The 12,634-nt window shown below is 71.0% G+C and carries 11 protein-coding genes and 1 pseudogene; 8 read left to right on the top strand and 4 right to left on the bottom strand.

The window, feature by feature from the left end; translation table 11 throughout:
* Positions 1–28 precede the first annotated feature (28 nt).
* A complete protein-coding gene (locus tag FNH09_RS15390) occupies positions 29–913 on the bottom strand; it encodes a TIGR03619 family F420-dependent LLM class oxidoreductase (protein WP_152888162.1) in 885 nt (294 codons plus the stop codon).
* 228 nt (positions 914–1,141) lie between these two features.
* Here FNH09_RS15390 and FNH09_RS15385 point away from each other — a divergent pair, with 228 nt between their 5' ends.
* From FNH09_RS15385 to FNH09_RS49495, 4 genes are all read left to right on the top strand, one after another.
* Complete coding sequence (locus FNH09_RS15385) at positions 1,142–1,798, top strand: RNA polymerase sigma factor (protein WP_152888160.1); 657 nt, start codon at positions 1,142–1,144, stop codon at positions 1,796–1,798.
* On the top strand, positions 1,791–2,732 hold the full coding sequence (locus FNH09_RS15380) for a CU044_5270 family protein (RefSeq protein ID WP_152888158.1): 942 nt from the start codon (positions 1,791–1,793) through the stop codon (positions 2,730–2,732). The genes FNH09_RS15385 and FNH09_RS15380 overlap by 8 nt, the downstream gene beginning before the upstream one ends.
* Before the next feature lie 312 nt (positions 2,733–3,044).
* A complete protein-coding gene (locus FNH09_RS15370; protein ID WP_152888156.1) occupies positions 3,045–4,313 on the top strand; it encodes an FAD-dependent monooxygenase in 1,269 nt (422 codons plus the stop codon).
* A gap of 116 nt (positions 4,314–4,429) precedes the next feature.
* On the top strand, positions 4,430–4,915 hold the full coding sequence (locus tag FNH09_RS49495) for a DUF1269 domain-containing protein (RefSeq protein ID WP_162468618.1): 486 nt from the start codon (positions 4,430–4,432) through the stop codon (positions 4,913–4,915).
* A 417-nt stretch (positions 4,916–5,332) separates the two neighbouring features.
* Here the strand turns inward: FNH09_RS49495 and FNH09_RS15360 are convergent, their stop codons facing one another.
* Genes FNH09_RS15360 through FNH09_RS15350 form a run of 3 tightly spaced genes read right to left on the bottom strand, consistent with a single transcriptional unit; the run spans position 5,333 to position 8,011 of the window.
* Positions 5,333–6,724: an aldehyde dehydrogenase family protein gene (locus tag FNH09_RS15360; protein ID WP_152888151.1), complete on the bottom strand. Its 1,392-nt coding sequence runs from the start codon at positions 6,722–6,724 to the stop codon at positions 5,333–5,335.
* A 6-nt stretch (positions 6,725–6,730) separates the two neighbouring features.
* A complete protein-coding gene (locus FNH09_RS15355) occupies positions 6,731–7,714 on the bottom strand; it encodes a fumarylacetoacetate hydrolase family protein (RefSeq protein WP_152888149.1) in 984 nt (327 codons plus the stop codon).
* 6 nt (positions 7,715–7,720) lie between these two features.
* The gene (locus tag FNH09_RS15350) at positions 7,721–8,011 is read right to left on the bottom strand and encodes a putative quinol monooxygenase (protein WP_152888147.1); all 291 of its coding nucleotides are present in this window, start codon (positions 8,009–8,011) and stop codon (positions 7,721–7,723) included.
* Between the two features lie 223 nt (positions 8,012–8,234).
* Here FNH09_RS15350 and FNH09_RS15345 point away from each other — a divergent pair, with 223 nt between their 5' ends.
* The 4 genes and pseudogenes from FNH09_RS15345 to FNH09_RS15330 form a co-directional block, all read left to right on the top strand.
* Positions 8,235–9,368, top strand: coding sequence for an FAD-dependent monooxygenase (locus FNH09_RS15345; protein ID WP_152888145.1), 1,134 nt, complete (start codon positions 8,235–8,237; stop codon positions 9,366–9,368).
* Entirely contained in the window at positions 9,365–10,744 is a 1,380-nt protein-coding gene (locus FNH09_RS15340) for an FAD-binding protein (protein WP_162468617.1), read from the top strand. The genes FNH09_RS15345 and FNH09_RS15340 overlap by 4 nt, the downstream gene beginning before the upstream one ends.
* A gap of 377 nt (positions 10,745–11,121) precedes the next feature.
* Positions 11,122–11,754 (top strand): TetR/AcrR family transcriptional regulator, encoded by a 633-nt coding sequence (locus tag FNH09_RS15335; protein ID WP_152888143.1) that lies wholly within the window; start codon positions 11,122–11,124, stop codon positions 11,752–11,754.
* A gap of 735 nt (positions 11,755–12,489) precedes the next feature.
* A pseudogene (locus FNH09_RS15330) lies at positions 12,490–12,634 on the top strand (rhamnose ABC transporter substrate-binding protein); the annotation flags it as partial.

Here is a 12,634-nt window from a genome sequence, read left to right as displayed (position 1 = left end):
ATCCGGCTCGCTCCTCCCGGCCGAGACGTCAGCCGAGCTGGGGTGCGACCTCGGCCGCGACCCATTCCATGGCCCTCTCGACATGTTCGGCCGCGACAGGCAGCCACAGGGTGCAAGCGGTGAGTCCTGCCTCGGCGAGCCGGCCGAGATCGTCGGCGACGCTCGCCGCGGTGGGCGCGGTGCCGCCGAGCGGCCGTCCCGGTGCCGCAATGGCCGCGGGCAGGCTCGGCGGAGTGAGGAACGCGGCCGAGGCGAGGGTCAGCCGGCCGGTGTCCTGTGCGTCGGCGAGGTCACCCAGTCGGCGCCGGACGTCGACGACCTCCGCGGCGTCGGCGCCGGTGCCGTACCAGCCGTGGCCGAACCGCAGTACTCGGCGCAGGGCGGCGTCGCTGTGGCCCCCGATCCATACGGGCGGCCCGCCAACGGTGACCGGAGGTACTCCCAGGTGCGCGGCCCGTAACGTCGTGAACGGTCCGTCGAAGTCGGCGGGGCGCCGGGTCCACAGGGCCTTGGCGGCGGCGAGGTGGTCGTCGGTGCGGGCACCGCGTTCCCGGGCGGGTACGCCGACGGCGTCGAATTCGGCGGGGTTCCAGCCGGTGCCGACACCCAGGATCAGGCGGCCGCTGGAGACGACGTCCAGGGTGGCCGCCTGGTTGGCGAGCACCAGCGCCGGGTAGTACGGCGCGACGAGCACGGACGTCAGCAGGCGCAGGCGGGTGGTCGCTCCCGCGACGGCCGACAGCAGCACCAGCGGGTCCGTGTCGAGGCCGAAGCCACTGTCCAGGAGGCGGTTGCCGACCGCGACGTGGTCGAAGCCCAGGTCTTCGGCGTGGCGTGCGGCGCGGAGCACCCGGGCTCCGTCGTCGAGCGGCCAGCGCGGCTGAAGGGAGATGCCGAGGCGCAGCGGGGGCATGAGATCGCCTTTCGACGGCAGTCCGACGGCGACGCGACGAACGGCGATCGCCCTGTCGCCATCCTCAACTCCCTTACCACCGCTCCTTCATCCCGGCTGAGAGGCGAAAGCACGCCCGAGGTGATGCAGGTCACGTCGTGAAGAGGGAACTCGTACGACGGCATCGGCGAACCACAGGTGTCCACGCGAACGACTTCAGGGGAAGCACATGAACCGAAGAGGCAACGAATGACGCTCTCGCCGGGCGTCGGTGCCTGGCCCGACGCCGGGGACGACCGTGCGTGCGACTCCGACGCCTCGGTCGTGGAGAGGTCCTGGGAGACACCGGACGTGTTCGCCGTGCTGTTCGACCGGTACGCCGACGACATCCACCGCTACGTGGCCAGACGGCTGGGCGTCGACGCGGCCGACGATCTGATGGCCGAGACATTCGTGATCGCGTTCCAGCGGCGCCGTCGTTACGACCTGACTCAGACTCAGGCACGCCCGTGGCTGTACGGCATCGCGACCAATCTCGTAGGACGTCATCGGCGGGTCGAGGCCCGTCGCCTGCGCGCGCTGTCACGTGCCGCGTCCTTCGCGGCCGACGGAGGTAACGCGGAGGGCGAGCCCATGGAGGACCGGGTCGCCGAGAGGGACAGCGCCGAACGTGCCGCGCGCGTCCTGGCGGGTGCGCTCGCCGGACTGCCGGCCCGCCATCGTGACGTCCTCCTCCTCGCCGCCTGGGGTGGCCTCGACTACGCGGAGACGGCGCGGTCCCTGGGCATTCCCGTCGGCACCGTGCGCTCACGCCTGCACCGGGCACGGGCCCAACTACGCAGATCCATAGGTACTCAGGACGCCCTTCCCGCGGCTGCGCCCCACAAGGAGCACGATCATGGATGAACTCACCGGGCTGCCTGAATGGGAAGCCGACAGCGTCCCGCTGGCTCCCCGGGCGCGCGCCGCCGCCCGGGCCCGGCTTCTCGAAGCGATCGACCACGAGACGCGACACAGCGCACGAAGCGGGCTGTCCCGACGCCTTGTGCTGCGGGGAGCCTTCATCGGTGTCGCCGCCGCCGCGGCAGGCGTCACGGTCGCGCTCACACGCGACGGCGACGACGCGAGCACGCCGAACCTCACCACGCTCAGCGCGGCCCAGCTCCTGCGCAAGGCCGCCGACACCACGCGGGCCGACCGTGGCCGGCTGCCCATCCCGCGCGACGACCAGTACTTCTACACCAGGACGTACATCGAACGGACGTATCGCAAGGGAGGCAGAAGACGTACCTGGACGGACGAGAGCTGGATGTCCGTCGACGGATCCAAGCCCTCCAGCCGACAGGAGTACGGGAAGGTCCACCATGATCCGCCGCTCGGCCCCCATGAGGTGGCGTCGCCGCCCACCGTCTACTCCGAGCTCAAGAAGTGGCCCACCGACCCCGACGAACTCCTCGCCCTGTTCCGTCGCGACATGCCCGACTCGCCGCTGCGGGACATGACGACGTTCAGCGACGTGTGTCTTCTCATGGAGGGACCGCGCGTGATGCCGCCGGGTCTTCAGTCCGCCGCCTTCGAGGCGCTCGCCGAGATCCGGGGGGTGCGCATCGACAAGGACGAGGTCGACGTCCTCGGCCGACACGGAATCGCCGTGTCCCAGCCGGGCTCCCAATTCGCCTTCCTCTTCGACCGCGACACCTACGCCTACCTCGGCACGCGCGTCCGAGGCGGCTTCACCACAAAGGTCGTGGACGGGGAGTGGCGAAAGACCAACGTGTACGACGAGACGAGGAGCCTCCAGCAGATCGCCGTGGTCGACCGCATCGGCCAGCGTCCCTAGGCCCTGTCGTCAAATTCCCGTCTGTCCCGCGACGCCTGGCACGCACTCTCGCCGCACCGGGCGAAAGCCCGAGTACGTCCAGTACGAGGACTTCCGCCCGGCACGCCGAGAGCACGCACCAGACGCCGCGGGCCGCCCTCCGGGCGACGACGGGAATTTGACGACAGGGCCTAGAGCGCCCTGGGGCCGGGGCGCGGGACCGGTTCGCGCTCCGGCCCTGGGGGAACATTCGTCCAATCCGTCGGCGGGCACCGGCGGAGACAGTGGGCCCACGGCCGATCCCGACGGCGGACCTGAATGAGGGGGAGCGTCATGCGGATTCTCGTTTCCGGCGCCAGCGTCGCCGGCCCGGTGCTGGCGTACTGGCTCACCCGGCACGGCTACTCGGTCACCGTCGTCGAGCGGGCGCCGACCCTGCGCAGGACCGGCGGCCACGCCGTCGACCTGTTCCGGCCCGCGGTGGACATCTCGGAGAGGATGGGCGTGCTCCCGCGTGTCGAGGAGCGGGCCACCGGCACGACCCGGATGACCGTCCACCCGGAGGGTTCACGGCGCCCCGTCCGGGCGGACCTCTCCAAGATCTTCGGCGCCACCTCCGACCGGCATGTCGAGATCATGCGCGACTACCTGAGCGAGATCTACTACGACGCCACCCGCGACGACGTCGAGTACGTCTTCGGCGACTCGATCACCGCGATCTCGCCCGACGGCGAAGTACGGTTCGAGAACGCCCCACCGCGCCGCTTCGACCTCGTCGTCGGCGCGGACGGGCTGCACTCCAACGTGCGCCGCCTCGTCTTCGGTGAGGAGTCCCGCGCCAACACCTCTTTCATCGGAGCCTACTTCGGGGTGCTGACCCTGCCGAACGTCCTCGACCTCGACGGCGAACTCGTCATCCACGTCGGTGTCGGCCGCACGGCAGGCATGTACGGCGCGCGGCACCTCGGCGAAGCGCGGGCGCTGTTCCTGTTCCGCAGCGAACGCGAACTCGACTACCACCACCGCGACTTGTCCCGGCAGAAGGAGCTGCTGCGCGGTGCGTTCACCGGCCTGCACGCCGACGTGGACGGCTGGCTGGCCGAGCTCGACCGCACCCCGGCGTTCTACTTCGACTCGGTCACCCAGCTCCGCATGGACACCTGGTCGAGAGGGAGGGTGACGCTCGTCGGCGACGCGGGCTATTGCCCCGGCCCGGCCGTCGGCGGCAGCACCAGCCTGGCCGTGGTCGGCGCGTACGTCCTCGCCGGAGAGCTGGCCCGGGCGGCCGGCGACCACGAGCGCGCCTTCCCCGCCTACGAGCGGGTGATGGCGCAGCACGTGCACGGCAGCCGCGCGGTCGCGCTGAGCGCGGCGAAGACCCTGATCCCCACGTCCCGCCTCGGCGTGTGGGGACTGGCCCAGGGCGCCCGGCTGATCTCCGCCCTGCCCGCGGGCCCCAGCCGTGCCCTCGTTCGGCTCACCACCCGGAGCGCGCGCTTCTACAACTCCGTGACCGTCGACGACTACGTGTCGTCGCCCGCCGCAACGGGTGACCAGGGCTGCCGCGCAGGCGACCCCGGCGGCGGCCTCGGGGCGGCGTAGCGGAGTGCTCGCTGGGCAGTCCTCGTACCTTGTGCCCCGAGATGCGCCGTTTCAGGGCGGATCGTTTACTGGTCGCACCGACCTTGGGCATCCCCCCTGTGCACTGGAGGAAAAACGTGGCGACTCTCACCGTCTGGAAGTTCGACTCCTTCGATCGCGCCGACAAGGCGGAGGACGCCCTGCTCCGCCTGCAGAAGCAGGAACTGATCAAGGTGGTCGACGCCGCCGTCGTCAGCTGGCCCGAGGGAGCGAAGAAGCCCAAGACGCGGCAGCTGCGCAACCTCACCGGCGTCGGCGCCCTGTCCGGGACGTTCTGGGGCATGCTCTTCGGCCTGATCTTCTTCGTGCCGCTGCTGGGCGCCGCGATCGGGGCCGCGGCGGGCGCGCTGGGCGGCAGCCTCGCCGACGTCGGCATCGACGACGACCTCATCGACACCGTGAAGGCCGAGGTGACACCCGGCACCTCCGCGCTCTTCCTGCTCACCCAGGACGCCGTGGTGGACCGGGTGAAGGCGGAACTGCCGGGCGGTCACGCCCAGCTCATCCGCTCCAACCTCAGCGGTGAGCAGGAGGCGAAGCTCCGCGAGGTCTTCGAGGGCTGACCTCGAGTGTGCCGTGCGCCCGCGAAGGAGACGGGCTCGTCCCGGGTTCCCCGACACGCACACCCCCTACGTGCGGACAGGCGTCGTCAGCCGAGAGCCCCGGGTGCGGCGCCCCTGCCGCCGCCCGCTGCGAAGGCCCTCGCGTGTGTGCACAGCCCTCACCCTCCCGCCGGGCCCTCCTGCGCACCACCATGGCCGCCGGCCTGAGCGCAGCCGTCCCCGGTCCGACCGTGGCAGGCTGCGCCGGCCCCCGGCAGACGGAAGCCGCCGCGGCCTCTCCGAGCCCCACCGCAACCGGCCCGGGAACAGGGACAGGAACCCTCGAAGCCGCCCAGTTCGGCCTGGGCTCCGCCCCGCCCAGGTCGACCAGCACCCCTTCCTGACCGGGCCTGCGACTCCGCGGGTCGGCCGGTCCGCTCACGCCACGACCACGGTACGGACGTTGGTGAACGCGCGGATGCCTTCGGCCGACAACTCCCGCCCGTAGCCGCTGCGTCCGGTGCCGCCGATGGGCAGACGCGGGTCGGAGGCCACGACGGCGTTGACGAAGAGGGCGCCCGACCGGATCTGCCGCCCCACCGCGAGCGCGTGCCCGGTGGCGCCCCATACGGCACAACCGAGCCCGAACGCGGTGTCGTTGGCCAGCTCGACGGCGTGCTCGTCGTCGCGGGCACGGACGATCGCGGCGGCCGGCCCGAACGTCTCCTCGACGAAGGCGGTCATGCCCGGGGTGACATGGTCGAGGACGGTCGGCGCGACGAAGTTGCCGGGACCCTCCAGCGCCTCCCCGCCGGTGACCAGGGTGGCGCCCTGCGCCACGGTCTCTCGAATCTGGCGCAGCAGGCCCTCGCGCAGGTCCGCGCGGGCCATCGGGCCGAGCGTGGTCGACGGCAGGGCCGGGTTGCCGACCTCCAGCATGCCGACCCGCTCGACGAAGGCGGCGACGAACGTGTCGGCGACCGCCTCGTGCACGATGAACCGCTTGCCCGCGATGCAGCTCTCGCCGACGTTCCCGAACCGCGAGGTGACGGCGGCCTTCGCCGCGGCCTCGATGTCCGCGTCGGCGAGCACGACGAACGGGTCGGAGCCGCCGAGTTCGAGGACGGAGGGCTTGACCGCGGAGCCGGCGACCGAGGCGACCGCCGTGCCCGCCCGCTCGCTGCCGGTCAGCGTCACAGCGGCGATCCGCGGGTCGCGGATGACCAACTCGCTGACCTCGGGCACGTCCGGAGCCGCGACGACGAGGGAGCGCAGCAGCCCGGCCGGCGCGCCCGCGTCGGCGAACAGTTCCTCGATCGCGAGCGCGCACCCGGTGACGTCCGGGCCGTGCTTGAGCAGCACGGCGTTCCCGGCGGCGACGGCACCCGCGCCGAACCGGATCACCTGCCAGAACGGGTAGTTCCACGGCATCACCGCGAACACCACGCCGAGCGGCTCGTACGAGAGCCATGAACGCGACCGGCCGGCCTCGACCTCGTGGTCGGCGAGCCATCCGGGGGCCTTCTCGGCGACCACCGAGCAGTTCCAGGCGCACTTGTCGATCTCGGCGAGGGACTCGGAGAGCGGCTTGCCCATCTCCGCGGTGATCAACGCCGCGTAGGTGTAGCGGCGTTCGAGCAGCAGCTTGCCGATGTCGCCCAGCAGCGTGAGGCGTTGCGCGAGCGCGGTGCCACGCCACACCTCGGCGGCGGCGTGGGTGCGGGCCAGCGCCTCCTCCACGGCGGCCGCGTCGTGGGTCGGATAACGACCGAGCACCTCACCCGTGGCCGGGTTGCGGGTGACGACCTCGTTCTCGGTGGGAAACACCATCGTTGATCAGGTCTCCTGACGTACGCGGCGCCGCGCCGGCGGGACGGGGGGAGCCGCGTCCTCGGCGGGTACGACGATCTCGTTGCGGATGGTGCCGAGACGGTCGATCGACATCTCCACCACGTCCCCGATCCGCAGGGGCGGCGGGTCGAGCGTTCCGTTGCGGCCCCAGGACTCGGCCAGCGAGCCCGAGGCGCAGGTGCCGGAGGCCAGTACCTCGCCGGCCTTCACCCACGACGCCCGTGACGCGTGCGCCACCAGGTGCTCGAAGGACCAGCCCATGTGGCCGGACCGGTCGGATCCGACGGTCACGCCGTTGACCTGGACCGTCATCCCGAGGTCCAGGAAGCCGTCCGCGTCGCGGCAGCCGTCGAGTTCGTCGGGGGTGACGATCCAGGGGCCGATCGTCGTCGCGAAGTCCTTGCCCTTGGACGGGCCGAGCTTCAGCGTCATCTCCCGGCTCTGGACGTCGCGGGCCGACCAGTCGTTCATCACGCAGTAGCCGCCGATGGCCGATCCGGCCTGCTCGACGGTGGCGTTGCGGACGTCCCGGCAGATCACGGCCGCGATCTCCAGCTCGAAGTCGAGGCGGGCGGTGTCGGGCGGCATCGGGATGTCGTCGTAGGGGCCGGTCACGGCGTGCGGCGCCATGAAGAGGAAGACGGGGGCCTCGTACCAGGCCTCGGGCGGGCCGGGGTTGCCGTGGCCCCGCTCCATGCCGTCGACGTGCGCCTCGAAGGTGAGGAAGTCGCGCATCGCCACCGGGTAGACCGGCGGCAGCAGTACGAGGTCCCGCAGGCGGATGCCGTCCGCCTGCGCGGCCGTGTCGGCCGCCGCCTCGCGCCTCGCGGCGTCCGCGGCGAGCAGGGGCACCATCTCGGTGCCCGGCTCGAACGGATGGATCCACCGATCCGGTCCGTCGCCCATCACCAGCCCGACGTGGCGCACTCCGGGCGGCTCGGTGCGGCGGCGGAAGGCAGCCAGCTTCATCGGGTCTCAGCCGATCGTCTCGTAGAACGCCCGCTCACGGTTGGCGAGCACGGGGATCGCCTGGCCGTGCCCGTACTCGGCGAAGTGTTCCGACGCGCCGTGCGCCGCGTACGCCGCCTCGTCGTCGTAGATCTCGAACAGACGAAAGACTCCCGGCTCCTCGGGGCTCTCGTACGCCTGGTAGAAGCGGTTGCCCGGCTCCTGACGGGAGGGCGGCGTGAGCTTCTCGATGGCGTCCCGGACGACATCCTCCTGTCCCGGCTGCGCGGTCCAGATCGCCGTCACGACGTAGGCCATGGGTGACTCCTTCGAGGGGGCGGGGAAGTTGCTCGCGGAAGTCGCGAGTGCCCTCACAGTAGGACCGGGTCCGACCTCCCTCATAAGCGCTCGTGGTGATGCCAGACATCACGTTCACAGGGGCCATGGCCCGGCGATGCCAGGTATCAGTTTGTGAAGGGTTCTCCCGCAGGCCCGGAGGGGCGAGTGTGTGACGCGTAACGCATCCGAGGAAGGACCCCACATGCCCGATTCGCAGACCCGTCGCGTCCTGATCGTCGGTGGCGGCATCGCGGGCGGAGTACTCGCCCTCGCCCTGAGGAAGCGGGGCATCGAGGTCGTCCTGGTCGACCTGCGCACCGACCTCGGGGGCGTCGGCCACGGCATCACCTTGCAGGGCAATGCCCTCAAGGCCTTCAAGTCGGTGGGCATCTACGACCGCCTCGCCGAGCGCGCCTACGCCTTCGACCAGGTCCGCCTGCGCCAGGCCGACGGCAGCCTCATGGTCGAGATCGACACCCCGCCGATGGGCGGTGCCGAAGTCCCGCCCACCATGGGCGCGTTGCGTGGCGACCTCGCGAACATCATCGCGGCCGACCTGCCGGCCGCCGGTGTCGACGTGCGACTGGGCACCACCGTCGAGTCGTACGAGGACGACGGCGACTCGGTCATCGTCCAGCTCTCCGACGGCACCCGGGAGCGGGTCGACCTGCTGGTGGGTGCCGACGGCATCCGCTCCAAGGTCCGCTCGATGATGGGCATCACGGACGAGCCGACCCCGGTCGGGATGGGCATCTGGCGCACCGTCGCGCGCCGTCCCGAGGCGATGGACTGCTCCGAGGTGTACTACGGCGGCCCGAAGTTCAAGGCCGGCTACACCCCGATCTCCGACGAGCTCTGCTACGCCTTCCTCATCGAGGGCAACCTCGACCGGTCGTTCGTCGGAGAGGGCCCCAAGGGCGCCGTCCTCAAGGAGCGCGGCCAGGGCTACGGCGGCATCTGGGGCCAGGTGCGCGACGGCATAGCGGACGACGCGATCGTCAACTACCAGTGGATCGAGGCGATGCGGGTCGAGTCCCCCTGGTACCGCGGCCGTACGGTCATCATCGGCGACGCGGCCCACGCGTGCCCGCCGCTGATCGCCCAGGGAGCGGCGATGTGCGCCGAGGACGCCGTGGTGCTGGCCGAGATGCTCACCGTCGGCGACAAGATCGAGGACGTGCTGCCCGCGTTCATGGAACGCCGCTTCCCCCGGGTGCGGATGGTCCTCGACAACAGCCTCCAGCTCGCCGAGTGGGAGATCCACCCCGAGACCCCGGGCGCCGACCCTGGCCGGGTCATGGCCGAGACCCTGCACGCCGTGATGGAGGAGGCGTGAGCGCGCCGCTGCCGCACTTCGACGGCGAACTCCTGCTGCGCGGCGACGCCGGTTTCGACGACGCCGCCGTCGACCGGATCTTCAACCGGCGGCTGCCGGACCGCACCCCGGCGGCTGTCCTGCGGGTCGCCAGTGAGGGCGACATCGTGGGCGGCGTCCGGCTCGCCCGTGAGCGAGGCTGGCAGGTGGCCGTCCGCTCCGGCGGCCACAGCTGGGCGCAGTGGTCGCTGCGCGAGGACGCCCTGGTGCTCGACCTGGGCGGCTTCAAGGAGATGTCGTACGACCCCGGGACGCAGGTCGTGACGGCGACGCCGTCCGTCAAGGGCGGCGTGGAGCTGGCGCCCTACCTCGCCTCGCGCGGCCGCTTCTTCCCCGGCGGCCACTGCCCGACCGTGGGCATCGGCGGCTTCCTGCTCCAGGGCGGGCAGGGCTGGAACGCGCGCGGGTGGGGCTGGGCCGCCGAGTACGTCACGGCCGTCGACGTCGTCACGGCCGAGGGCGAGCTGGTCCGGGCCGACGCCGAGCACCACGGCGACCTGTACTGGGCCGCTCGCGGCGCGGGACCGGGCTTCCCCGGCGTCGTCACCCGCTTCCACCTGCGGACCCTGCCGCACCCGCGCCACCTCGCGCACACCGTGCAGGGCTTCGCGCTGAGCGACTTCGACGAGGTCATGACCTGGCTGCACACCCTCCACGGCAGCGTCGTCGACACCGTCGAGATCGTCGCCCTGACCAAGACCGAGCCCGGCCTCGGCGACGAGCCGGTGCTGCTGGTGACCGCCGTGGCGATGGTCGACGACGCCCACGAGGCCGACCGGGCACTCGCGCCGTTCCGGACGAACCCGGCCCTGGAGCGGGCCCTGTTCGTCGTCGACAACGAACCGACCACGTTCGACGACGAGCGGCAGGGCCAGCTCGCCGCGAACCCCGAGGGCCACCGCTGGGCGGTCGACAACGCCTGGATCTCCGGAACGCCCGAGGACGTCGTGGCCGCCACCCGGCGCGTCTACACCACCCTGCCGAACGCGAAGTCGTTCACGATCTGGTTCAGCATGGCGCCGCTGCGCGAGCTGCCCGACATGGCGTTCTCGTTGCAGAGCGAGATCTACCTCGCCAGCTATGTGCTGTGGGAGGACGAGAACGAGGACGCGCGGCACCAGGAGTGGCTCGCGGCCGCGATGGCCGACCTCCAGCCGGTGACGGTCGGCCAGTACCTCGGCGACTCCGACCTCGCCCGCCGCCAGCTGCGCTTCGTCTCCGACGCGTCGTGGGAACGCCTGCGGAAGATCATCGCTGTACGCGACCCGGATGGCCTCTTCGTCGGCTACCTGGCCGGCCCGCGCGGCGCGACCAACGCCAACCACTGGCAGGCGTAGTACGGCGGCCGGAGCCCACCTGCGCGGGGGCTCCGGCCGCGGTGTCAGGCGGCGTCCCGGGGCGGCGCGAGCGCGTCCCGGGCGGCTCGGGTAGCCGCAAGGCTCTCACCTGCCCGAACGGGGGCTCCACGACGACCAGGCGGCTGGTCGGGCGGATCAGCATGCGCGCGAGGATCTCCGGCCCGACCGCCACCATCCCGGTGCCCTCGCAGACGCCCGTACGGGCCACGCAGACCGGTGATGCCTTTCCGCCTGAGGTGGCGTGCACCTGGGACGGCCTTCACGGACGGACGCCGGCCGTCCGACCGCCTGTCCGGGCCCGCCCCGGGCACGCCGTCGGCCGTTCTCCGGTCCAGGCAGTCGCATATTTTATGGTCATGGCTACCGCTCGCCGGAGAGGCGCTTACAAGGTCGGAGTCGCCCGTCGCGCGAAGATCGTCGAGTCCGCGACCCGGCAGTTCGCCGCCGATGGCTACCAGAACGTCTCGATGGCCCAGATCGCGAAGGACGTGGAGATCACCGACAGCGGGCTCCTGCACTACTTTCCGAGCAAGCACCATCTGCTGCTTGCCGTGGTGCATCACCGCATCGAGGCGGCGGAGGAATGGTGGAAGCGCATCCCCGTGGAGGCGGGAGTGGTCGCCATGCTGCGCGCCATGGTGGAGAGCTCCCGCTGGCACCTTTCCCAGCCGGGCCTGATCGAGCTGTTCGTCGTGATGGCGTCGGAGATGTCCAATCCCGCGAGTGCCGCCCACGAGGTGTACGCCCGGCAGTACGAGGGGGTCGTCGAGGCGATCGCGGGGCGCTTCCGGTACGGGGTGGAGTCCGGGGAACTGCGCGCGGGCCTCGACTGCGAGGCTCTGGCCCGTGAGTGCATCGCGGTGAGCGACGGACTCCAGATGCAGTGGGTGCTCAGACGTGGGCGGCTGGATCTGGTGGCCGCGGTCCGTGCCCACGCCGACCGTCTCGCCCGCGCCATCACCACTGACGGACGTGGACTCACCGAGTAGGCGGCGCGTGCGTGGTGCGGGAAACGCCTGAGGGAGCTGCCGTTGGGCATGCCGCGTCCTTCGCTGAAATGAAACGATTCATTTTCCGGGGGTTGAGGGTGGCGAAGATTTGAGTGGATGCGGCGATGTTCCGGCATGAAATCTTGGTGCACCAGATATTTGACATGTGATCCACGTCACACGTCGGGGGTGTGCGTGGTCGCCGGCCTGGCGGGGTGGCTGCGGCAGGGCGGCGTGCGGTGGTGGCGCGCAGTGGTCCGCTGGTCGCCTCGGCCTTCCGTAATGGTCTTATTTGACCGTTCGGTAACGGCAGGTCCGTCTGATGTGCCCGATGTGCCCGATGTGGTCCTTGCGGGGTCGATGGCGAGGTGGCCGGTGGGGTGGCCGGGCGGTCCGCGCGAGGGGTTGCGGGCCGCGAGTCGACCCGCTCGTCGAAACCCTGGTGCGTCCGTTATTCAATCGTGTCCATGCCTGCCTGCGCGAGTGGGGCGAGGCGCTTCTGGGCAGGTCAGGGCGGGTTTCGGAGGACTGATCTCGGGCGCTGTGGACGGGGATCGAACGCCCTTCGTCGGCGCACTACCTTGACGCGGCTTCGGGTGAGAACTAGCTTCCCGGCCACCTGACTGAAACCTTTCATGTCGTTATCGGAAACAAAACTCCCGTGAGCTCGGCCACCCCCACCTCGTAGTGCCGACTGTCCTTTCTCCCTTCGTTCGTCCGTGAGGAATCACCGTCATGCACAAGTCGTCGCTTCGTCGTGCCTGTGCGGCCCTGGCCGCCGTCACTTCCCTCGCCCTGGGCGTCACCGCGTGCGGTGGCACCACCAAGAACGATGTCGCCGCTGACAGCGGTTCGGCCGCCGCGGGCGGTACGGCCGACC

This window comes from Streptomyces adustus, assembly GCF_009377175.1.
In the GTDB taxonomy this organism is placed as follows: Bacteria; Actinomycetota; Actinomycetes; order Streptomycetales; family Streptomycetaceae; genus Streptomyces; species Streptomyces adustus.
Note: the sequence above shows the minus strand (reverse complement) of the source record. Positions and strands in the feature narration are given on the sequence as shown.